This window comes from Fictibacillus sp. B-59209 (assembly GCF_036216745.1).
Classification (GTDB): domain Bacteria; phylum Bacillota; class Bacilli; order Bacillales; family Fictibacillaceae; genus Fictibacillus_C; species Fictibacillus_C marinisediminis.
Map to the genome: position 1 here is coordinate 75,189 of NZ_JARMMC010000018.1, position 21,349 is coordinate 96,537.

General features: G+C 40.4%; 24 protein-coding genes and 1 tRNA gene. 6 read left to right on the top strand and 19 right to left on the bottom strand.

Going from position 1 to position 21,349, the window contains the following annotated elements:
* Nucleotides 1–53 precede the first annotated feature (53 nt).
* Both P4361_RS13240 and P4361_RS13245 read left to right on the top strand, forming a co-directional pair.
* On the top strand, nt 54–272 hold the full coding sequence (locus P4361_RS13240; protein ID WP_053354381.1) for a helix-turn-helix domain-containing protein: 219 nt from the start codon (nt 54–56) through the stop codon (nt 270–272).
* 259 nt (nt 273–531) lie between these two features.
* A tRNA-Sec gene (locus tag P4361_RS13245) sits at nt 532–628 on the top strand.
* A gap of 60 nt (nt 629–688) precedes the next feature.
* Here P4361_RS13245 and P4361_RS13250 read toward each other — a convergent pair.
* Nucleotides 689–1,219, bottom strand: a complete 531-nt coding sequence (locus P4361_RS13250) for a type 1 glutamine amidotransferase domain-containing protein (protein WP_328089710.1) — start codon at nt 1,217–1,219, stop codon at nt 689–691.
* Nucleotides 1,220–1,704: 485 nt separating this feature from the next.
* Between P4361_RS13250 and P4361_RS13255 the strand changes: the two genes are divergently transcribed.
* Nucleotides 1,705–2,130 carry a DUF2621 domain-containing protein gene (locus P4361_RS13255; protein WP_062231980.1) on the top strand — a complete coding sequence of 142 codons (426 nt, stop codon included), beginning with the start codon at nt 1,705–1,707 and terminating at the stop codon, nt 2,128–2,130.
* 132 nt (nt 2,131–2,262) lie between these two features.
* On the opposite strand, the gene P4361_RS13260 is transcribed toward P4361_RS13255, so the two are convergent.
* The 11 genes from P4361_RS13260 to yneA form a co-directional block, all read right to left on the bottom strand.
* Nucleotides 2,263–2,721: a CcdC family protein gene (locus P4361_RS13260; RefSeq protein WP_091005558.1), complete on the bottom strand. Its 459-nt coding sequence runs from the start codon at nt 2,719–2,721 to the stop codon at nt 2,263–2,265.
* A 90-nt stretch (nt 2,722–2,811) separates the two neighbouring features.
* The gene (locus P4361_RS13265) at nt 2,812–3,522 is read right to left on the bottom strand and encodes a cytochrome c biogenesis protein CcdA (protein ID WP_062231978.1); all 711 of its coding nucleotides are present in this window, start codon (nt 3,520–3,522) and stop codon (nt 2,812–2,814) included.
* A 79-nt stretch (nt 3,523–3,601) separates the two neighbouring features.
* Nucleotides 3,602–3,790 carry a hypothetical protein gene (locus P4361_RS13270; RefSeq protein ID WP_425590274.1) on the bottom strand — a complete coding sequence of 63 codons (189 nt, stop codon included), beginning with the start codon at nt 3,788–3,790 and terminating at the stop codon, nt 3,602–3,604.
* Nucleotides 3,791–3,806: 16 nt separating this feature from the next.
* Entirely contained in the window at nt 3,807–4,031 is a 225-nt protein-coding gene (locus P4361_RS13275; RefSeq protein ID WP_062231976.1) for a hypothetical protein, read from the bottom strand.
* A gap of 320 nt (nt 4,032–4,351) precedes the next feature.
* The gene (locus P4361_RS13280) at nt 4,352–4,564 is read right to left on the bottom strand and encodes a YneF family protein (protein WP_053354387.1); all 213 of its coding nucleotides are present in this window, start codon (nt 4,562–4,564) and stop codon (nt 4,352–4,354) included.
* An 80-nt stretch (nt 4,565–4,644) separates the two neighbouring features.
* Nucleotides 4,645–5,085 carry a sporulation inhibitor of replication protein SirA gene (gene sirA, locus P4361_RS13285; protein WP_053354388.1) on the bottom strand — a complete coding sequence of 147 codons (441 nt, stop codon included), beginning with the start codon at nt 5,083–5,085 and terminating at the stop codon, nt 4,645–4,647.
* A gap of 137 nt (nt 5,086–5,222) precedes the next feature.
* Complete coding sequence (tkt, locus tag P4361_RS13290) at nt 5,223–7,220, bottom strand: transketolase (protein WP_256226806.1); 1,998 nt, start codon at nt 7,218–7,220, stop codon at nt 5,223–5,225.
* Between the two features lie 180 nt (nt 7,221–7,400).
* Entirely contained in the window at nt 7,401–7,685 is a 285-nt protein-coding gene (locus tag P4361_RS13295) for an iron-sulfur cluster biosynthesis family protein (protein WP_053354390.1), read from the bottom strand.
* 106 nt (nt 7,686–7,791) lie between these two features.
* Nucleotides 7,792–8,031, bottom strand: coding sequence for a DUF896 domain-containing protein (locus tag P4361_RS13300; protein ID WP_053354391.1), 240 nt, complete (start codon nt 8,029–8,031; stop codon nt 7,792–7,794).
* Between the two features lie 44 nt (nt 8,032–8,075).
* Nucleotides 8,076–8,732: a YneB family resolvase-like protein gene (locus tag P4361_RS13305; RefSeq protein WP_328089712.1), complete on the bottom strand. Its 657-nt coding sequence runs from the start codon at nt 8,730–8,732 to the stop codon at nt 8,076–8,078.
* Between the two features lie 7 nt (nt 8,733–8,739).
* Complete coding sequence (gene yneA / locus P4361_RS13310) at nt 8,740–9,018, bottom strand: cell division suppressor protein YneA (RefSeq protein WP_053354393.1); 279 nt, start codon at nt 9,016–9,018, stop codon at nt 8,740–8,742.
* A gap of 155 nt (nt 9,019–9,173) precedes the next feature.
* Here yneA and lexA point away from each other — a divergent pair, with 155 nt between their 5' ends.
* Nucleotides 9,174–9,794 carry a transcriptional repressor LexA gene (gene lexA / locus P4361_RS13315; protein WP_062231969.1) on the top strand — a complete coding sequence of 207 codons (621 nt, stop codon included), beginning with the start codon at nt 9,174–9,176 and terminating at the stop codon, nt 9,792–9,794.
* A 65-nt stretch (nt 9,795–9,859) separates the two neighbouring features.
* Here the strand turns inward: lexA and cysI are convergent, their stop codons facing one another.
* Nucleotides 9,860–11,578: an assimilatory sulfite reductase (NADPH) hemoprotein subunit gene (gene cysI, locus P4361_RS13320; RefSeq protein ID WP_328089714.1), complete on the bottom strand. Its 1,719-nt coding sequence runs from the start codon at nt 11,576–11,578 to the stop codon at nt 9,860–9,862.
* A 26-nt stretch (nt 11,579–11,604) separates the two neighbouring features.
* The gene (locus P4361_RS13325; protein ID WP_328089715.1) at nt 11,605–13,419 is read right to left on the bottom strand and encodes an assimilatory sulfite reductase (NADPH) flavoprotein subunit; all 1,815 of its coding nucleotides are present in this window, start codon (nt 13,417–13,419) and stop codon (nt 11,605–11,607) included.
* A 226-nt stretch (nt 13,420–13,645) separates the two neighbouring features.
* Between P4361_RS13325 and P4361_RS13330 the strand changes: the two genes are divergently transcribed.
* Together P4361_RS13330 and P4361_RS13335 are read left to right on the top strand one after the other, a co-directional pair.
* Complete coding sequence (locus P4361_RS13330; RefSeq protein WP_328089717.1) at nt 13,646–14,539, top strand: LysR family transcriptional regulator; 894 nt, start codon at nt 13,646–13,648, stop codon at nt 14,537–14,539.
* Between the two features lie 205 nt (nt 14,540–14,744).
* Nucleotides 14,745–15,662 (top strand): DMT family transporter, encoded by a 918-nt coding sequence (locus P4361_RS13335; protein WP_328089718.1) that lies wholly within the window; start codon nt 14,745–14,747, stop codon nt 15,660–15,662.
* Nucleotides 15,663–15,842: 180 nt separating this feature from the next.
* On the opposite strand, the gene P4361_RS13340 is transcribed toward P4361_RS13335, so the two are convergent.
* From P4361_RS13340 to P4361_RS13360, 5 genes are all read right to left on the bottom strand, one after another.
* On the bottom strand, nt 15,843–16,157 hold the full coding sequence (locus P4361_RS13340) for a hypothetical protein (RefSeq protein WP_328089719.1): 315 nt from the start codon (nt 16,155–16,157) through the stop codon (nt 15,843–15,845).
* A gap of 533 nt (nt 16,158–16,690) precedes the next feature.
* On the bottom strand, nt 16,691–17,965 hold the full coding sequence (locus P4361_RS13345) for an IS110 family transposase (protein WP_328089721.1): 1,275 nt from the start codon (nt 17,963–17,965) through the stop codon (nt 16,691–16,693).
* Nucleotides 17,966–18,163: 198 nt separating this feature from the next.
* Nucleotides 18,164–18,511, bottom strand: coding sequence for a VOC family protein (locus tag P4361_RS13350; RefSeq protein ID WP_256228041.1), 348 nt, complete (start codon nt 18,509–18,511; stop codon nt 18,164–18,166).
* An 876-nt stretch (nt 18,512–19,387) separates the two neighbouring features.
* Nucleotides 19,388–19,867, bottom strand: a complete 480-nt coding sequence (locus tag P4361_RS13355) for a CBO0543 family protein (RefSeq protein ID WP_328089723.1) — start codon at nt 19,865–19,867, stop codon at nt 19,388–19,390.
* Nucleotides 19,764–20,975: a DUF2515 domain-containing protein gene (locus P4361_RS13360; RefSeq protein WP_425590261.1), complete on the bottom strand. Its 1,212-nt coding sequence runs from the start codon at nt 20,973–20,975 to the stop codon at nt 19,764–19,766. Before P4361_RS13360 ends, P4361_RS13355 begins: the two co-directional genes overlap by 104 nt.
* Between the last annotated feature and the right edge of the window lie 374 nt (nt 20,976–21,349).

Sequence of the window (21,349 nt, forward strand, 5' to 3'; positions counted from 1 at the left end):
AACTATCTATTCCATTGCCATTGTGTTATACTATTTAAAAGTGAGGTGGCGTTTTGAACGTTTATAAACCTAAAAAAAGCAATCTTAAATCTTTAATTGCTGATAAGAACATGAAGATCCAAGCTCTTTCAAAAAAAACCAATATCTCTGTTGACCAGTTAAACGATTACCAGTCTAAAAAAGTAATGAGTCTAAGCAATGCTATGACCATCGCAAAAGAATTAGATTGCCAGATTGAAGAACTTTATGACTGGAAGATAGTAAAAGAGTGAAACTTTCACTCTTTTTTTCCTTTTTGTTTGTTACTCAGGGCTGAAGCAATACTTTATTACGAATTAGGGAGAGAACCAACCTGAAAAATAATCTGTTTGCCGCCGGTGAATCCGTAAAAATTAAAGCTACCGATGAAATGGTCACTGTTTTACGATGCAAGTTTATTAAGAACATGAAACGCTATTCTTACATTGTGAAAGAAAATCCTTCAACATTCTACTTTGAGGAAGAACTTGTTAAGAAATAACTTCCTTCCACGGGGCCAGAAGTGCAGCTGGTGCTCGCCTGGGTCTTCAACACCTCTTGGGAGGCGCGTGCCGTCTCCGGTGGGTTCGATTCCCACATGGTCCCGCCATTGAAAATGAATGAACCAAATATAAAAGAAGACGGCAGATGCCGCCTTCTTTTTTTATTGTTAGTTATACTCACCGGCCAGTACATCAGTAAATGCTTTCACATATGGCGGCAGGTCTGGCGGACGGCGGCTTGAGACCAGGTGGCCATCAACGACTACTGCCTCATCCAGCCACACTGCTCCGGCATTCTCCATATCATCCTTTATCCCGGGTGTGCTCGTTACATTTTTACCCTGAAGCATTTTTGCAGAGATCAGGACCCATCCGGCATGGCAAATTTGACCGATTGGCTTTTTATGAGTTTCCATATGCTGAACGATTTCTATAACCTTTGAAAAACGTCTCAGTTTGTCGGGTGCCCACCCGCCTGGAACGAGTAAAGCATCATAGTCTGAGGGATCAATCTCGTCAAATGAATAATCCGATTCTGCAGGTACTCCGTATTTTCCTTTATAGGTTTCTCCCGCTTTCTCCCCGACAAGATCGACTTGAGCTCCTTCTTCCCGCAAACGCAGAATAGGATACCATAATTCCAGATCTTCAAACTCATGATGTACAAGACTCAATACCTTTTTGTCCGCTAACCGCATGTACGGCACCTCCAAAATAATAGATTACTCTCTGTCCGATAATGTAACGTGAGTTTCAAGGTGAAGTCAAGCCATCCCGCTTGCTGCCATGATCATTATTTCCCAGCATCCATAAACGGTAGGGAGGTATACTTCTTTTTCCAGCAGGTTATCCAAGCGTTTATGCACACATGAATATTTATGCAGGCTTAGTTATCCCGGGTTTATCCACAATTTAAGTTATTTACAGTTATCCACAACAAGACCTGTTATAGTGTTAATAACTTTCTGTACCAATGAATAAACTGTTATAGTTCCATTTTCGAACTGTTATAATCCTTTGGAGGATGTCGTTTTTTGTCGTATAAATTATTTCCCGTAATCGATCTTTCCCTCCCCTCTTCACACACTTCCAGATGTTTATTGATTTCGTCCTGTTTCTCAAGATATAATTGTTAGAGAATACATAATAAGGTTGAAGAAACCTATTGATCGGGGTGGACAGCATGTCTGCAGGTTTTTTTCTATTCATTGCAGCCTGGACAATATTTTTAATCTCAATGTTTGCGATCGGCGGTTATTTTATGTTTCGAAAGTTTTTGAAACGGCTTCCGAAAGAAGACGGAAAATCAATCTTGGACTGGCAGGATTACTATATCCAGGAGACGATCCATTTATGGACTCCGCAGCAAAAGGCCTTTTTGGAGGAACTCGTCACACCTGTTCCCGAACTTTTCCGTGATGTTGCCCGTGAAAAGATTGCAGGAAAAATCGGCGAGCTTGCCATACAGGAAAAAGCATCTGTGATGACGCAGGATCTTATAGTACGGGGATACATTATCGCTACACCGAAAAGAGATCATAAATGGCTTATCAAAAAGTTAAACGAAAAGCACATTGACCTCTCTCCCTATAAGAGCCTTTTAGGATAAAAAAACTCGATCACCAGTTGGTGATCGAGTTTTTTTATGGGGCTGTCCAGAAAGTCGNNCGCACGCCCCGCGGAAAGCGAGCAGCCTGGAACGGAAATCAACAGCTTACAGACTTCTTGGACAGCCCCTTTTTTATGATTTCAGCACTTTTTGATATCCGAAATACATCGCCACTCTCCAGGGGAGAATCATCCCAAACGCCACGATAAAAAACAGACCGCTCGTTTCTGTATAGGAGATCTGATGGCCAAGGTACGTCTTCATCGCCATTCGTATGAGGAAAAGAGCAATCAAAATCGCTACAAAAGCTTTTGAGCGGATAAGATATACCTCCCCTCCCCTCTTTTCAAACTTGCTTGTTTTTATAAGAAATATGGAAAAGAGACAGCCAACCAGGAACGCCTCTCCTGCCTCCCACCAGGTAACTCGGAACTCAGGAAATGCAAACATGAGAAACCCGGTGGACATGAAAAAAGGAGGAAGTATAATCTTTTTAAGTGAGGCAGGTTTTTTCGTAGCCTTCAAACGTACAAAAATAACGGTGACAGCCATGACGGCTGCCAGTATACTGCTTGCAATAAAAAACAAAATCTTTTCCTTCTTTCTTATTCAGATGGCTCAAAAAATTGTTGTTGTTTTTAAAATAAGATCGTTGCTGCTTCTTTCCAGGAGTGATCCTTCTTAAAATCCTTGAAAGCCGCCAAAAACGCGATTTACGAGAAACGAAGTGAACTTGGTCATCCAGTCAAAGTATAACATGACCCCCATAGCGACCATAAGAAAACCGCCAGATTTCATTATTTGAACATTATATCTCTTTATGCTGCTTAGTTTATCCAAAAAGAAACTTAAAAAGAAAAAAGGAACCGCAAAACCAAGAACATAAAAAGCCATATACAGCATGCCCGCTCCTGGATTGGACACAGCCAGAGCGATCACTGCACCTAGAATCGGGCCTGTACAAGGTGTCCATCCTGCAGAAAAACCGATTCCGATCAAGATGGAGCCCATGTATCCCGCAGGCCTGTTTCTGAAAGCCAGCTTTCTGTCTTTCATTAAAAACGCCGGCTTTAATAAGCCTAAAATGATCAAGCCAAAGATAACAATGATAATTGCTCCGAACTGGCGAAGAAAATCTTTGTATTCAACAAAGATATTGCCGATGAATGAAGACGATAACCCCAGGACGATAAAAACGATCGAAAAACCGAGCAAAAAATAAGCCGTATGCAGCATGGCTTGTTTTCTTTTCATTCCCTTTTCTTCTTTGATCTCCCTGACTGAAATTCCTGTGATATAAGAAAGGAAAGCCGGATAAAGCGGCAGGCAGCACGGGGAGATAAAAGACAGTAAACCAGCTCCAAAAGCCAGCCATATATTCAAGTCTGCCATCAAGTCTACTCCTCTTTATGTAATACTTTTAGTTTATAGATTTAAGACCGCTAGTTCAATGAAAATGAAGGAAAATTCCTCAGGGAGGATCATCTGGCATCATAGAAGAGCTTTCCTTTTTGCTGAAGGGAATACATTTTGTGATATAAGCCTCGTGCTTCCACCAGTTCTTGATGAGTTCCTCTTTCCACAATCCAAGAATCAGATCAGCATCTTGAATAGTGGACAGACGGTGAGCGATTGCGATCGTCGTTCTACCTGCCCTCATTTTCTTTAATATGTAACTAAGATATATTCTCCGACAACTCTTCCTCTAAATCCACTTTAACACCAAATATTTCAGCTGCAGCTGAATCATTTCCTGGAGCATGAATTACCATCTCAACCTTGTACAGATTCTCATTGTCAGTTAAGTATTCTCCCTGCGATGGGACAGTTTGAAATTCGTAATATCCAGCATCTCCATGATCTTCGCCTTTAGAGTATAAATGCAAATAAATTTTTATCATAGAGTTTCTCCATCCTAAACTAACTCACTTTTCTCCCTGTAAAGTAAAATCTAAACGTCTAGCCAACTCGGCTCTATATCTACTCCATTCGATAAAAGGAATTAATTTCCTTTAACTAAAAAAAAATCAACTTCCTTTTTCAATTGCTAGTAATACTCCTCCATTAATCTTCTAAGTTCATTAAAAAAACCACCCTTTCTGCTGAATCTTACGCAGAAAAAGTGGTAGTTGTCGTGATATAAGAAAAATTAACCAATGACTTAAGGAATGATCAACTGATTAATCTTAATTGATGAAAAAAGCCTGCTGGTACGGGCTTTTTACTTCATCTGGTTGTTCATTGCTTTCATCATCTGATTGATTTTCTTTTGGGACGGCTTCTGACCCATTTGCATCATCATCACACGCAGCATGTTTTCATTGATTGGTGGATTCTTTTGTAGGTAATTCATCATGTATTTGCGGGCAATGAAAAATCCAATTGCTACTCCTGCAAGAAGCGCTAAAATGCCCACAAGGATATAATAAAACATAGTAAAACTTCCTCCTTCGTGTTGTCTAGCACTAGTTTACTATAAAAAGACAATCAGTTACAAGATACACGCCAAAATATTTATGACCCATAGCCTGACCTAGCCTTTAACGGATTCAACCAACCATAGCGGTAATACTTAAAATCCATCGCAAAAAAACAGCGTTCATACTTTCGTATGTTTTCAAAAATGGCTGTTTCCGCCTCAAAACTGCCTACGCTTTGAAGAAGCATATAACGTTCTGAAAAACTGAGCCGCGCAGAGCTTTTTTCACACTCCAGAAGGAAAGAGTGGACTTCCGCCTGAAATCCTTTTGATGAGAGCAGCATCTGTTTTATAAACGATTGAAGAGGGTTCAGCTGAAGCGGAGAGGTGATGTAAAGGATTTGTTTCATCAATACTTCTTTTTGCTGAGTAAAGGTTTTGTATTCTTCCAAAAACAGCTGAAAGAGTTTGATTTCTTTCCCAAAATACTCTTCGGCGACATCTTCCTTTATCTTATAGATCAAATACTCTCTCAAAACCGCCACCTCTCTCCCTTTTTTACAATTAGTATAATGGATTCTTTACAAAATACTTGTCTTATGCTGTAGCATGAGGCCACTTCTTTTGTCGAAAAAGAAACCCCGGAGAAAATATTCTCCGGGGTTTATACAGCTTATTTATTCAATAAAGCTTTTAATTTATTGGATACATTTTCGACTGTAAAGCCGTATTCAGCAATGATTTTTTCTCCAGGTGCTGAAGCGCCAAATTTGTCAATCGCAATTGTGTCGCCATCCAAACCAACATATTTGTGAAGGCCTTGAGATGCCGCCATTTCAATACCGAGTCTTGTTCTTACCGATGAAGGAAGAACGCTCTCTTTGTATTCTGCAGATTGCTTTTCAAAACGATCCCATGAAGGCATAGAAACAACAGAAACTTGGATTCCCTCTTGTTTTAATTGTTTCTGTGCTTCGATCGCCAAGCTGACTTCAGAACCAGAAGCGAGCAGCAACCCTTGAGGTGTACCTTCAGCTTCAGAAATAACATATGCACCTTTTTTGACATTCTCATATGCACTTTCTTTTGTCCCTTCTAGAATCGGAAGGTTTTGTCTTGTTAATACTAGTGCAGTTGGCTGATCTACACTTTCAAGAGCCAGCTTCCACGCAGCAACAGACTCATATGCATCTGCTGGCCGGATGACAGAAAGCCCAGGCATAGCACGGAGTGACGCAAGCTGTTCTACCGGCTCATGGGTAGGGCCGTCTTCACCAACTGCTACACTGTCATGGGTAAACACATAGGTTACCGGAAGCTTCATGATGGAAGCCAGACGGATTGCCGGGCGCAAGTAGTCTGAGAATACGAAGAACGTTGCACCGAATACTTTCAGTCCGCCATGAAGCGCCATTCCGTTAACAGCTGCACCCATCGCAAATTCCCTTACTCCAAACCAGATGTTGCGGCCGCTGTAATTTTCACGGCTGAAGTTTGTTTCTCCAGTAAGCATCGTGTTGTTTGATCCTGCAAGGTCAGCAGATCCTCCAAACAACCATGGAATATTTTTTGCAAAAGCATTCAATGCTTTTCCTGAAGAAGCCCTTGTCGCAACAGCTTTATCAAATTCAGGAAGATTCGCATCAAAGTTTTCTGGTAATTTGTTATCGATCGCTGTTTTCAATTGAGCTGCAGCTTCACTGTGCTCTTTTTCATAGCGTGCAAATAACTCATTCCATTCCTGTTCTTTCTTTTTGCTATCTTCTTTCAATGAAGCAAAGTGATCACTTACTTCATCAGGTACGAAGAAGTCTTCTTCAAACACCCAGTTGTATGCTTCTTTTGTCAGTTTTACTTCATCTGATCCAAGAGGAGCACCATGAGAAGCAGATTTACCGGACTTGTTAGGAGAACCGTATCCGATTACTGTTTTCACTTCGATTAACGTCGGATGTGAAGTATCCTTTTTTGCTTCGGCGATCGCATTTTCGATCTCTTCAAGGTTTGTTCCGTCTTCTACACGAAGTACTTGCCATCCATATGCTTTAAAGCGGTCTTCTACACTCTCAGAAAACGAAAGATGAAGATCTCCATCAAGAGAGATATCATTTGAATCATAAAGAACAACAAGTTTTCCGAGTCCAAGATGACCTGCTAAAGATGCAGCTTCAGCTGATACGCCTTCCATCAAATCTCCGTCTCCACAGATAGAGTACGTATGGTGGTCAACAACTTCAAAGCCGTCTTTGTTGTAAGTAGCAGCAAGATGGCGTTCTGCCATTGCCATACCTACAGCCATCGCAATCCCTTGTCCAAGCGGTCCTGTTGTAGCATCTACACCAGCCGTATGTTTGTACTCAGGATGTCCTGGCGTTTTGCTTCCCCATTGGCGGAATTGTTTTAAGTCTTCCATGGACAAGTCATAGCCTGAAAGGTGAAGCAGGCTGTAAAGCAGCATGGAGCCATGCCCTGCAGATAACACAAAACGGTCACGGTTAAACCATTCAGGATTTTCCGGGTTGTGATTCATGAATTTCGTCCAAAGACTGTAAGCCATCGGTGCAGCACCCATTGGCATACCAGGGTGTCCAGATTTGGCTTTCTCAATGCTATCTATAGCCAAGGTACGGATAGTGTTGATTGATAATTGGTCAATTGAAGCAGTAGACATTATTTAATCATCCCTTCATCTACATATGTAAAAGATTTCTCGATACCATCATAAACATATTGGACATTTTATACAAGCACAATGCCCACCAATAGTGTCCCATAAAATCTTTCTTTGATACAAATAAAAAAACCTGCATTATAACTTTATAACTTTTTGTTATAATACAGGTTCCTTTATTTAGTTTAACGCAGGGAACTCACAATAAAAGATATCTTCCCCTTCGTCATAGTCCAGTTTCATATCATCTACGAGCCAGCGGTCATCCGGTTTAATACAAAATTTCAATCCGCTTATTTCCTGAATATCATCACCGTCTGCCGGCTGAGCTGGGATGACGCCTAATGAGTATCCGCCGTTGCTTGCACTGCCGGCATATCGCGCATATAACCGGAGTGCCTCACCTTCATTAAGATCGATCTCACTATACAGTCTGACCACAGAATCCGTTATTGAAAAGGCCAAGGTGTTCTCCCCTTTCACAGTTGTTATATAACAGTATATACGAAATTCTGAATTTTGCAACAACAAAAAAGCCTGATTTCTTTGTACTGAAATCAGGACTTTTTCCTTAATGCTTCATATTGTTCTGGCTTTTTTTACTTTCTTTTAGCTTATCCGGTGTTACATCATTGCCTTCCGGGTCAATGATCTTCAATGAATGCAATCTATTTTGAAAAGAAGTTCTGACGTTTTTCAGATACTCTTCCCTTAATTGCTTTTGTTCTTTGGCTTCTTCTGTTGACAAACCTTCTTGTTTAGATTTTTTGGCAAGAAAATTTATCCGTTCCAGTTTATCTGGTGTAAGCATGGAACACCTCTCCTTTTTCTTCGATATTCCTATCGTAACGAATATTAAGTAGAGTTTCCAGTCGGAGCACTTTCTAAATACTCCTTATACCTGCGGTGAACTGTCGCTTTGGATGCTTCATATCCAAAACCCCTTAGCGTAACGGCAATTTCTGCAAACGTAAGATCCATTCCTCTAAGCCGGATGATTTCATCAACCGGAAGCACTTTCCGGTCTCTTCCTCCATGATGGATGTTCTTTAAATTCTTTTGTGGTTTATAGCCTTTTTGAACAGCCTTCCTCATTCCTCTTTTTATCTTTAAGTTATGTAGCTTGCGCTGATATTCCTCTACAACGGCAACGATTTCAAGCACCATAGACTCCGCTTCGGAAAGATGGTATTCCCCTTGGCTGCTGTAGGTATAAACTTTAATGTTCCTCTTCTGTAGTTCGTGAAGAAGAACGATCTTGGCGTTCCCCCTGCCCAAGCGGGTATCATCCGTTACAAGAAGAACATCAAATTCTTCGTTTTGGGCCCGCTCGATTACCTCAAACAAACCAACCCGTTCCAGGCTGTATCCGCTTTCTCTATCTTTTATGACAGAGACAATGCCGAACCCATGGCTGGCTGCCAGCTGTCTCAATTCATCTTCCTGCCGGGATAAAGAGGATGTCTGCTCTTCCTTTTCGGTGCTTACTCTGCAATAAATGATCGATCTCAATTGTGCCTCACCTGTCTTCTTCTGCCTTGATCGGTATCGTTAATTTCTGTCCTGGGGTAATGGTTCCTGCCTGTATTCCGTTATTCTTTTCAACCCAGTTGACAAATTCCCAATTTGAACCTTTGTCCTTCGTATATTCTTCGGCGATCTCCCAAAGTGAATCACCTTTATTAACGGTAATCTCCATATATTCTCTGGATCCTTCTGCGTGAGACTGATAAGCGAACATAATAAAACCTGCTGCAACAATAGATAATAGCATAAATACCGGTGAAAATCCCTTCATCGTATATCTCCCCTTTGCGAATATGTGTTCTTATTAATTTTCATTATAATAGGAACACCTGTTCTTTACAAGGGTTTTCTTCGAACTTATGTTTGTATATCTTGTTCCTGCATGCTATACTTTTTTCAAGAGTATTCAGTGAATGAGGTGTAATCATGACAAAATTATCCAGAAGACAAATCGATATCCTGGACTTTATTAAGGAAGAAGTAAACGCGAAAGGCTATCCACCATCAGTCAGGGAAATCGGTGAAGCAGTTGGACTGGCTTCAAGCTCAACCGTACACGGCCATTTATCCAGGCTTGAGAAAAAGGGGCTGATCAGGCGTGATCCTACCAAACCCAGGGCCATTGAAGTGCTCGGCCTCGAATCAGATCAGATCATAAACAGAACGCGATCAGTTAATGTACCGATCATCGGTAAAGTTACCGCGGGTTCACCGATTACAGCAATCGAAAACGTTGATGAATATTTTTCATTGCCAGAACACGTTGTAGGAGACGATAATGTTTTTATGTTAACTGTAGAAGGAGACAGTATGATAGAAGCTGGCATCTACGACAGGGACCTCGTGGTCGTCAAGCAGCAGCCAACAGCTGAAAACGGTGACATCATTGTGGCCATGACAGAAGAAAATGAAGCGACTGTAAAACGCTTTTTTAAAGAAAAAGACCACATTCGCCTGCAGCCGGAAAACGCCGCTTTATCTCCAATTTTGCTGCAAAACGTGACCATCCTTGGTAAAGTAATCGGTGTATATCGAACACTTCAATAAAGAAAAGCAAAAAAAAGCGACCCCGCAAACATGGCTGGGTCGCTGTTTTAGTTATAAGGATAATATTAATTATGAAAGTTTGTACCGTCCGTCGTTGCTTCTATAATGCCCGCACGAATCACAAAGTCTCCAAAGTGCTCGCCTTCTTCGCGTTCTTTCGCAAATCTAGGGAACAGCATCTTCAATTCTTTTAAAATCTCTTCCTCCCCTATGTTTTCACGATACATTTTGCTTAATCGGCTGCCGTCAAACGCTGCACCCAAATACATGTTATATTTTCCTGGCGCTTTACCGATAAACCCAATTTCACCTAGGGCATGGCGGGCACATCCATTGGGGCAACCCGTCATCCGAACGGTAATCTCTTCGTTTCTCAAGCCGTTTTCTTCAGCTATGTTATCGATCTTGTTCATTAGCACCGGAAGATAGCGTTCTGCCTCCGCCATGGCTAGACCGCAAGTAGGAAGGGCCACACAAGCCATGGAATTCTGCCGGATCGCAGAAACTTTTTGGCTGTCGAGCATTCCATACTGTTCCAACAACTCTGTAATCTCTTGTTTCTTCTCTCTCGTAATATTGGCAATTATAAGGTTCTGGTTGGCGGTCAAACGGAATTCCCCTGTATGGACCTTTGCGATTTCCCTTAAACCGGTCATCAGCTTGTAGTTCTCAAGATCCGCGATACGGCCGCCTTCAACAAACAGAGTAAAATGCCAATTCTCCTGCACACCCTGTACCCAGCCATACCGGTCTCCATTATCTTCAAAAGAAAAGTCTTTCGCTTCATCCAGACTCCAGCCTAAACGGTTTTCCAGCTCTTCTTTAACGGTTTGAAGACCTAACCGGTCGACTGTATATTTAAAGCGGGCGTTCTTACGCTGTGAACGGTTTCCATAATCTCTCTGAATGGTAATGACTTTTTCAGCCACTTCAAGAATCTGGTCCGGTATGCAAAAACCAATCACTTTTGACAGCTGCGGATAGGTTGCTTTATCTCCATGTGACATTCCCATGCCTCCACCAATGGACACATTAAATCCAATTAGCTTCCCATCTTCTACTACGGCGATTAAACCGAGGTCCTGTGAAAAGACATCAATGTCATTGGAAGGTGGAACTGCAATGCCGATTTTAAATTTACGCGGCAAGTAAAGCGGTCCGTACATCGGTTCAACTTCTTCTGTTTCTGGAGTGCCTGCTACTTTTTCCTCATCCAGCCAAACCTCGTGGTACGCTCTCGTTCTTGGCAAGAGATAGTCACTGAGTTTTTTGGACCATTCATACACATCAGAATGAACTTCTGATTGATAAGGATTGGAGATGCACATCACATTACGGTTTACATCACCGCAAGCTGCAATCGTATCGAGCATTGATGCATGGATCTCCTGAATGGTACTTTTCATGTTCCATTTTAAAATGCCGTGCATTTGAAACGTCTGGCGTGTGGTTAATTTTAATGTTCCATTACCATACTGGTTGCCCAGCTGATCCAAAACCAGCCATTGAGAAGGCGTCACCACTCCCCCTGGCAATCTTACGCGGAGCATGAACTGATAAGCTGGTTCAAGCTTTTGTTTCTGCCGCTCTGTACGAAGGTCTCTGTCGTCCTGCAAATAGCTGCCATGATGCTTCATGAGGCGGTTATCATCATCCGGGATACCTGCACTGATCCGGTCAAGCATCACTTCCTTCAGCGTACCCCGTAAATAATTACTCTCTTCTTTTATACGTTCCACATCACTCGGTTTGCCTTCCGGTGCTTTTAATAATGGGTTTGACATCTCTTTAAACTCCTTTCTGTTGCCGGTCAATACACGTCACGCTGATAACGTTTTTCCTGCTGCATGCGGGCCACATACTCTTCCGCTTGTTCATAGGTCATGCTGCCTTCATTTTCAATGATTCCGATCAGTGTTTGATGAACATCATGGGCCATGTTTTTCTCATCGCCGCATATATATAAAACAGCACCTTCTTCTAACCAATGGAAGAGTTCTTTACTGTGTTCAAGCAGACGATGCTGTACATATACTTTTTCCTCGGTGTCGCGGGAAAACGCCACATCCATTTTTGTCAGAACACCATTCTCCAGCCACTTTTGCCATTCTGTCTGGTATAGGAAATCACTGACAAAATGCTGATCTCCAAAGAACATCCATGATCTCCCCTCTGCACCTGTTTCCTCACGTTCTTGCATGAACGCCCGGAATGGCGCTACTCCTGTTCCTGGTCCTACCATAATGATCGGTGTTTCTCCGTTCGCTGGCAGTTTAAAATTCTGATTGTGCTGGATGTAAACCGGAAGTGTGTGCCCTGGCTCCAGCCTTTCCGCACATAAAATGGAACAAACGCCGCTGCGGCTGCGTCCGAAGGATTCATAACGCAAAGCGCCGATGGTTAGATGAACCTCGTCCGGATTGGCATTCAGGCTCGAAGCAATCGAATACAAACGAGCTGGCATTTTACGTAAAATGTTGACAAAGTCCTGTGGTGAAACGGCCCATGGGCCAAAGTCATGAACGAGATCCAGAAGATCACGGCCTGAAAGATAACTTTTCAGCTCGCTCTCATGCCCTGCTGACAAAAGTTCATGCAGTCTTTCATTTTCAGTTAACTGTGCTGCCTGCTGAAGCAGCGGCTTTGTTAAAACTGTAATTTCAAAATTGGTGATAAGCGCCTGCTTCAGAGCTGCCACATCTCCCTGCTTGTTCACTGTTACAATTTCTTCAGGATTCCAATGTAATTCCTCAAGAAGCAAATCAACCAGTTCCGGATCATTTTCAGGGTAGATTCCAAGACTGTCACCCGGTTCAAAAGATAGATTCGACCCTTCAAGCGAAAGTTCTAAATGGCGGGTCTCCTTATTCGAGCCGCGTCCGTTCAAATTAATATTTTCCAGAACCTCTGCATGAAATGGATTGGTCCGGGAATACGTTGCCTCTTCGGCTAGGGTTGCTGAAGCCTCTTGAAAAGCTTCACTTGCAGTCTCTCCCTGTGCCTCATTTAAACCTAATATTACTTTTGACAGCCATTCTGCTGCCGGCTCATCATAATCGAGATCGCAATCCACACGCGGTGTCAGGCGTTTACCCCCAAGCTCTTCCAGGACCTTATCAAAATCTTTGCCCGTCTGACAGAAAAACTCGTAGGAACTGTCACCTAAAGAAAGGACTGAAAAACGAAGATCTTCTAGTTTTGGAGCTCTTTTGCCATGAACAAATTCATGGAAAGAAATCGCATTATCCGGCGGATCTCCTTCTCCATGTGTACTAACAATGATCAGCAGGTTATTGAGTTTCTTTAGCTGATTCGGTTTAAAGTCACTCATGGAAGAAACCGTTACCTCAAAACCTTTCTCTTTGAGAGCTTTACTGCTGTTATCCGCAAGGCCTTGAGCATTCCCGGTTTGAGATCCGTAAAGGATGGTTACTTCTTTAGAAACGGGCAAAATGGAGCCGTGCTTTACAACAGCAGCTGGTCCCACTGGTGCTGCAAGTGACTGAGAAGCCGCTAAGTAACCGGAAAGCCAAAGCTTTTGTGCTTCAGTTAACGTCGGTATCAGCTTGTTAAGGAGCTCAGCTTGCTCCTGATCGAATGGACTGTTTGTTGCCTGAAGTTGCAATGATAACACCTCACATACATAATTTTCCGTCATTTTTTACTTTAAAAGTTTCCCTCTAGGTTAAGACTAAATTATTTCTATCCATTAACTCGGTTTTAATCTTAAAAATAGTCAGAACCCTTAAAAAATTTATATCCTCTACTTTACCTCAGTACAAAACATTAGTAAAATACATATTAATTATCGTTGCCATTAAGATTACTAATAATAAAGGATGTTTTAAAAAATGTATTATGATGCATTAAAAACGTTCGTCACCCTGGCCGAGGTAAAAAATTTTACAAAAACAGCAGAACTTCTTCGGATGTCTCAGCCGAGTGTCAGTTTGCATATTAAAAATCTGGAAAAAGAGTTTCAAACCAAGCTTTTTCTCCGCTCACCCAAGTTTCTGCAAATTACGCCTACAGGTGAGATATTATATGACCGGGCAAAACTGATCCTTACGATTTACGAACAAGCCCGGCAGGAGATTGGAGAGCACCATACAACGATTAAGGGTGAGCTGAAGATTGGGGCCAGTTTTACAATCGGAGAATATATCCTCCCCTCACTTCTTTATGAGCTGCAAAATCAATACAAAGAGCTTCAGCTGCAAGTGCTGATTGGAAATACGGAAGAAATCGTTGGATCCGTGCGCAACTACAAAGTGGATGTTGGATTGATTGAAGGGCAAACAAACGAAAAGGAGCTTTCTGTCCATCCGTTTATGAGTGATGAACTCTTTATCGTTTCTTCCCCAAGCCACTACCTTGCCTCCAAGGACAAAGTGACCATAGATGATCTGCAAAATCAGAAATGGGTTTCAAGGGAAACGGGATCCGGAACACGCGATTATCTTAATCATGTCATCAGATCCAATGGTTTGAAAACAAAGTCTCTGCTGACGATCAGCTCCAATCAAGGCATTAAAGAGTCCGTTATTCATGGGCTGGGGCTGTCACTTCTTTCCGGCAGCGTGATCGAACGGGATGTACAGTACGGCAACCTGTCTATTATAAAAATCCAGAATCACTTCTTTAACCGAAAATTTTCCTACCTTTATTCGCCCATTGTCCAGGAAAACAGAAACGTCTCTGCTTTTCTTCAGGTCATCCATCAGAAATATCCCTCTTCAATTTAATAACTGCATAACAAAAGACACTGCTTTATTTTGCTGTGTCTTCTTCATGTCTCTGCAGCTGATTCAATAGTAGAAAAATAATCATGTTTCCGTCAAGGTTGTCTAATTGGAAAATAATAATTTTCATATATATTTTAATCTGCTTAATTACTAGATATATTTAACTTACTCACCTTTCACGTCAAACATTAAGGAAGGATCTACGATGAAACATCATTCAGTCCTCTTATTAAACATCGTTTTCATTGCTATTCTAGTATTGATATGGGGCCTTACCTGGCCGATTTCCAAGGTAGCACTTCATTATTGCCCTCCTGTACTCTTATCGGGTTTCCGATCACTTGGAGCCGGAATTCTATTGTTTCTTTATGCTTTGCCACGATATAAAAAAATGGACATTAACAGAAACTGGAAGATGTACTTTTTCTCCAGTCTGTTTAATTCGGTCTTGTTCTATGGCCTGCAAACCATTGGACTGATGTTTATGCCAGCAGGATTGTTTAGTGTCATTGTTTATTTACAACCGGTTCTGATTGGTATTATTGCGTGGCTGTGGATTGGAGAAACCATGACAGCACTAAAACTAACAGGTTTACTTCTTGGCTTCGCCGGAGTAGCCACGGTCAGTCTTGGAGGATTATCATCTCATATCTCTCTCATTGGCATACTGCTCGGGGTCTGTACAGCTTTAAGCTGGGCAATCGGTACCGTTTATATGAAATCAATCAGCTCAAAAGTCGATGGGATCTGGCTCATTACCATTCAAAGTATTATCGGCGGACTGATCATGACAGGAGCAGGCAGCGGAGTGGAGAAATGGTCCAGCATTACATGGAGTTTTCCCTTTGTTCTGACCATGTTGTTTTTAGCTTTATTTTCTGTAGCCATTGCTTGGTTGATCTACTTCCATTTGCTCTCCAGAGGAAATGCAAGCATGATTGCTTCTTTTAATTTTCTCGTGCCGATCATCTCTATTTTTATTGGTATCTTATTTTTGGATGAGCCGTTCACCAACACACTTTTAATCGGATTACTCCTGATCATTGCCAGCATATATCTGGTGAATCGTAAATCAAAATTATCTGTGAGAAGAGCGAACGCTAATTTACCTACCATAAAATAAATTCTTTAGATGTATAACCTCCGTCTTTTATAACTTTTTGTTCCAATGCCCGCATAGAAACGGCGTTTTGTGTATTTTCTTTACATAATATAACAGCTCTTAGTTGTTTTTTTAAATTAAAGGCTGATTGAGAGCAAAATAAAAAGCACCTAAAAAATTAGGTGCTAACTAACGCACCCGTTACTTGAATAAGGATTTTACTTTTCCAGTTAAATTATCTAAGAAAATTCTTAATTTAAAGGGATATGTTTCTGGTATATACAATATAAGTTTGTACTCATCCTTAGAGCTTTTTTCTTTTTTTCTTTTTTTCTTTTTATTGAGTTTTCTTTTTAACTTTGGCTTTATCCAGAAAAGAAAGCGGTCATAATCTTTTTTTTGCAAGATGACTATCCAAATAAAAGCGAATAGTTCCCACAGCACTCTACAAACAAGAAATGCAAGGCTAATGTAAGCCACCCAAGTTAATATAAATTCTATGGGGTCACCATTCATTACAACCCTCCTTTGTTTTTACTCGGTTCCAATATTCCCTCTTATATGTTTCTATGTTCTAAATAAACTTTTTATCTCTAGTTTTCTAAGCTCATACTTCAACTCCCTCAGTTTAATACGATTTTCTCCCTCAGTTTAATACGATTTTCTTGCGAATACTCGCTTATTCACAGGATTTCAAAACCACTGAATTTAAGCTAACGGGTAGATAGAGTAACTTTGGGATCTAAAGGCTTCGTGAAGGCATAGTGAAATAAAGGAGCAGACTAAAACTCCACATTTTACCATGTAATGTACATCTCCACGCCGCCCCTGGAGGCTTTCCCTCCCATGTCTCAACGGGTCAATTGCCCTATCATTCCTTCGTCATGCCTATCCAAGAGGTGGAGGCCAGTTTTGCTAACCTAATGGGTCAGTGCCCTTTTGTTGAAGAAATCTGGTACTCCGTACATATTTAAAATCCTGCAAATAAGCCAACATTCGATTATAGAAGAATTAATGTGTTAAGGTTCTCTTCGAGAACTCAACTAAAACTACGCAGCCAGTTCAACTACAGGTTTTACTTTACCTGCACAATAAGACTCATTTTTGCGGGCTATCCCTACAAAAATACGGGCTAACTTACCGATCAATTTCATAATCGATTTCATTTTCTTCATTTTTTTCACTTGAACATTATTATAGTGAATGGCTTGAAACTCAGGGTTATTCATCACAAGGCTCATAGTGGCTAAGTATAGGAAGCGTCTTAGTCTAGATCTTCCACGCTTAGATATTACAATCTGGCCTTTCCACTTTCCTGAGCTTGCTTCTGCCAGGTGTAATCCAGCGTGCCGGAGCAAGGAATTGCCGTGGGAGAAACCACTTAAATCGCCAGCTTCACCTAAAATGCCGGCTAACGAAATTTCACTAATTCCCTTAATGGTAAGCAACTTCTTTGCGAACGGTATGCAGTTTAATACCTCGTTAACGGCTTGTTCCACCCTTTCCAACTGAAGGACCGCAAGATCATATTCTTCTAATAATTGCTCAAGATGAAATTTATATGCTTCAAGAGCTTGTCTTGTACCTACAGATTTTCTGGCCAACTGGAGAAGCAATTGAGCCTTTTTCATTCCTGGCTGTCTTTTCATTAGTGACTTCCAACCTTCAACTATCTCATCCGGTTTCATGGAACTCAGTTCCATCGGAGATGGAAAGAGCCGTAAGGTTGCGATTGCACCTTTGGCAGTAATGTCTTTAAATACCTCCCTGAGTTCTGGAAAAACAATATCAACCCAGCGGTTTAATTGATTAATAGAGCTGACTAGACGTTTAACCACCACATCCCGATTGGACATTAGAACCCTTAGTTTTTCAAATGATTCCGATGTGTTTCTCACGAAGGTATAGTAACCGTTCTTCACCATGTCCGCGATGACTAAAGCATCTTTCTTATCACTCTTAGACTGGGTGTTATCACGATTTTCTTTATTCCTTCTTACCAGGTGAGGATTTACTGTCACTACCTCAATATTTTGGTTTATTAGCCATTTAGAAAGGTTGATCCAGTAATGGCCTGTTGGTTCCATTCCAACTATAGCTTCCTCAAGTTTATTTAATTTTTTCAGTTCGTTTATCCAGTTAAATAGGGTCGTAAATCCATCCTCGTTATTTTCAAAAGTAAGTGGATCACCCACTACGATGCCACGAAAATTAACTGCTCTGGCAACGTGTAATTGTTGGGCTATATCTACACCAACAACAAGATGCTTATCAGATATTCTTTCTATTAGTTGATTTTGTTTGTTCTGCATTTTAAACTTCATAGTAGGGCTTCCTCCTAGATGGTTGTTTGGGATACATTCATCTTACTGAGGAGCCCTATTTTTATCAAAGATCAAAATTAGCCATCTACAGGAATGCTAACCTGCCCCTTTAGTTCCAAAAGAAAAAGCCGCCTTTAAGGCAGCTCCGATCTTTAGCTAACGCACCCGTTAGCTCAATAGCAAATGAATTACAACTCGCTATTTCTCCCAAAGCTCGACCAGTCGACCTTCTGGATCTTCAATCCAAATAAACTTTCCATATTCACTAATCTCATTTTTCTTTGCAAGAGGTACACCAATATGTTCGAGATGCTTAATAGTCTCGTCTAGATTATGTACTTGGAAATTTAACATCACTTGTTGTTCTATTGGAAAATAACTGTCATTCTCGGTAAAGAAAGAAAAGATAGTTTCATTTCCTGATTGGGGTTTTATCATAGCCCCATTCCAATTTTCCATATCAATCTTCAACACTTCACTGTACCATTTTTTTACAACTTCAAGATTCTTAGTTCTCCAAAATATTCCTCCAAAACCTTTTATCATCTTATCTAACTCCTGTCCGTCATCAAATTTTTAGCTATTTCCTTTTTCAACATTACTGCTTCGTTCGATTATTAAATTCAGCAAAAAGGTGCGTAATCCTTCTTGGATCAACGCACCCGTTAGTTCAATTGGAAATCTTTTTTTCGGCATAATCCATTCTACACATGGTCCAATCAAAACTTGTTTTTTGATTTTTCCACACAGGTTCCAAAAGCTTAATAATAATTCTTACTTCAACATTTCTTTTTAAAAGTTCTCCAAATATTATTGTGTTAAAAACGGTTTAGTTTGACGAAGGTATTGCTTGATTCAATACTTTATCCATACATCGCTGTATTTAAAGCAGATCTGAGCTATATAAACCTCCTTTCCACCTAAAGGATTTTATAATATCAAACAAGGTTTCAATTCTCTGAATATATCATAACATTTTTTCTGAAAAATCAGAATTATATGCCAATGGGATTAACGGACTGTAGTGTCCTTGGTACCGGACTCAATTGTTCTATTGTACGCAAAAAAACAACTAGGATGTACCTGGCTGCTCTTTTACTGATTATTCTTATCTTTTATGTATTTATTTAAGTATACCAAACTACTACGGCTATACATGCTATAGCGCCTGCCACCATGTGCTTAATTTCATTTGCCATCTAGCTATTCAGGTAAATTATGAAAAAACTTGATTTCTAAACAAATGGGGTTGTTTTTGTAGCAATCAAAAAGGTTTTACAAAATCCACTTTTTCACTCAAAGCGAGTCATTTGGCCGCTGTTGACGTTAGCTCACTATAAACAGAAATTTAGTTAGGTGGTTTAGAAAGGGGATACCTTATAAACTAGATGCAATTCTTTTATTTCGATAACACAGTCGTGGTTATTGAAACCATCGATAAAATTTCCATATAAAGAACAAGAAGATGTTGTATCCGAAAAATGAATAAGAATGATGCCACGCTTCGCTATGAGTAAACAATCCTAATTTCTCTCCAAACTGTTCGGAAATACTTATACAAAGTCCAATTAAAACGATAAATAGAATTCTTAAAAGCTGAGGCAACTTTTTTACGATCCGTAAAAAGAGAGCAGTAAAGGTTGGCAATATCAATAATGTAAAGGCAACATTGATGGTAAATACATCTGGGAATGGTCTTGCTGGAAAGGCATACATATGTTTTCCGACAAACAGTAAGTCCAAATACGTTCCTGTGAAAGAAGAGAAAATGATGGTGGCTACAAAAGCTCCTTGATGGCTACTCTTCTTCTGCCTCTTCGCGGAGAAGGACGTTTTTTTTTGCCATAATGGCCAGTTCAATTTTTTCAAGTGTTTTGCAGTATTCATCATAAATTTTCCCATCTGTAGTTTCTCCCTTATCAATTAAGTAGTCAATGATATTCCAGTCTTCAAACCAGTCTCCGCTTTCAGGGTCTTCGTGGTTAACATCTTTCCATGCGTATATTAATCGAGGACTGAATAAACGATGTGCCCCTTTTCTTAATTGGCATTTTTTTATCCGCCGTTTATAAAAGGCACGGGAGAATGACTCGTTTACATCATAAAACAAATGCGGCCAGTAGTCTTTTCTCGAACCGGTATGTGGATGATCATGAGCCCAATCGACTACTCCAGATAAGATGTTCTCACGGCAAAACAACAGTGAGTATAATCGCTTGCCCAGCAAAATCCGTTCATGAAGGGAGGTAAAATGCCTCATTGTATCACCGACTAACAATGTTTCTCGTTTGGTCTCATCCTTATAGAATGGAAAAAGAATGTGATTAAAGCGAAAAAAATCATACAGTTTGAATCCAACGCTATTTAGCACAGTCTTTTTAAAATGGGCTTTTTGAATAACCTTTTTTTCTAAATAGCTTTGTTCATTGATAACAGTAGCAATAGCTAACGTATAGCGGTCGCCCGTCCTCCAAAAATGATTCCACATCGTTTCCATAAACGTTGACACATTGAAAAAAGGTAGAAGATGAAACAGTTTTTTGGATCTTTTCACACTTTGTTCATACAACAAAAATTGCGGATATACATCCAGGAAGATTAACCAGTTCCCTCGTTCCAAAAAAGAAAAGTAGGTGAGTTGATCTTTTTCAGACAATAGTCTCGTATATAGCTCCCCTTTTAAATCCGTCATATTCCAACCGCCATTACGCGATACCATATGTCCAAGTAGTGCCCAATGGATTTCTGGGTATCGGAGGTAAAACTGATAATAGGCATGCGTACGTGTCACATTATTTTTATTGCGTTGTCTTGTACATTCTTTAATTTCATGAATTAGCATTTTCTCTTCTTCCGTTAATTCCCACGATTTAACAGAAGCTTGTTTGCTTTTACCTTTTTTCTTTAATTCATGTTTTACATCTAAAAGAAAATATGGAAACTTATAGGAATAACTATTCCATTTCCTTTTCCAATCCTTGTTTTGCATCCCTCTTCCTCCCGTTAACATGAATGTTGCTCTTTCAAGGGCGATTAAATTAATCTGGGGAATACAATAAGATGATCAATTTTTCAATCTATACAAAAGAAATGAATCTTCTACTCTACTAGTAACAAAGGGGCTACTATCATTTTATTACGAACATTAGGAATAAATGATGATCGTTTTTTCAACAACCAAACGTGATTCAGTGCTATTCAGCTTTTTCTTTTGTCGATAGAAATTGTACCGAGAGATGCAGCCCCCATATCTTGCAAGCTTGGAATGGCACCCTCTAACATGTTAAGTACAAACTGCCGTTTAGTGTAAATATCCTCAAAACAAGAGAATCCGTTCTCTTCTTGTCATGACTTCTGGATCCCTAAAAAAGGGGCTGTCCAGAA

Excerpts from the sequence above, each read along its gene's own strand:
- P4361_RS13250 (WP_328089710.1), bottom strand. The coding sequence starts at position 1,219 with ATGCGGTTAGCGGACAAAAAGGTATTGAGTCTTGTACATCATGAGTTT.
- P4361_RS13255 (WP_062231980.1), top strand. The coding sequence starts at position 1,705 with ATGTCTGCAGGTTTTTTTCTATTCATTGCAGCCTGGACAATATTTTTA.
- P4361_RS13265 (WP_062231978.1), bottom strand. The coding sequence starts at position 3,522 with ATGGCAGACTTGAATATATGGCTGGCTTTTGGAGCTGGTTTACTGTCT.
- P4361_RS13270 (WP_425590274.1), bottom strand. The coding sequence starts at position 3,790 with ATGAGGGCAGGTAGAACGACGATCGCAATCGCTCACCGTCTGTCCACT.
- P4361_RS13275 (WP_062231976.1), bottom strand. The coding sequence starts at position 4,031 with ATGATAAAAATTTATTTGCATTTATACTCTAAAGGCGAAGATCATGGA.
- P4361_RS13280 (WP_053354387.1), bottom strand. The coding sequence starts at position 4,564 with ATGTTTTATTATATCCTTGTGGGCATTTTAGCGCTTCTTGCAGGAGTA.
- tkt (WP_256226806.1), bottom strand. The coding sequence starts at position 7,220 with ATGTCTACTGCTTCAATTGACCAATTATCAATCAACACTATCCGTACC.
- P4361_RS13300 (WP_053354391.1), bottom strand. The coding sequence starts at position 8,031 with ATGCTTACACCAGATAAACTGGAACGGATAAATTTTCTTGCCAAAAAA.
- yneA (WP_053354393.1), bottom strand. The coding sequence starts at position 9,018 with ATGAAGGGATTTTCACCGGTATTTATGCTATTATCTATTGTTGCAGCA.
- lexA (WP_062231969.1), top strand. The coding sequence starts at position 9,174 with ATGACAAAATTATCCAGAAGACAAATCGATATCCTGGACTTTATTAAG.
- cysI (WP_328089714.1), bottom strand. The coding sequence starts at position 11,578 with ATGTCAAACCCATTATTAAAAGCACCGGAAGGCAAACCGAGTGATGTG.
- P4361_RS13330 (WP_328089717.1), top strand. The coding sequence starts at position 13,646 with ATGTATTATGATGCATTAAAAACGTTCGTCACCCTGGCCGAGGTAAAA.
- P4361_RS13335 (WP_328089718.1), top strand. The coding sequence starts at position 14,745 with ATGAAACATCATTCAGTCCTCTTATTAAACATCGTTTTCATTGCTATT.
- P4361_RS13340 (WP_328089719.1), bottom strand. The coding sequence starts at position 16,157 with ATGAATGGTGACCCCATAGAATTTATATTAACTTGGGTGGCTTACATT.
- P4361_RS13345 (WP_328089721.1), bottom strand. The coding sequence starts at position 17,965 with ATGAAGTTTAAAATGCAGAACAAACAAAATCAACTAATAGAAAGAATA.
- P4361_RS13350 (WP_256228041.1), bottom strand. The coding sequence starts at position 18,511 with ATGATAAAAGGTTTTGGAGGAATATTTTGGAGAACTAAGAATCTTGAA.
- P4361_RS13355 (WP_328089723.1), bottom strand. The coding sequence starts at position 19,867 with ATGGGAAAATTTATGATGAATACTGCAAAACACTTGAAAAAATTGAAC.
- P4361_RS13360 (WP_425590261.1), bottom strand. The coding sequence starts at position 20,975 with ATGTTAACGGGAGGAAGAGGGATGCAAAACAAGGATTGGAAAAGGAAA.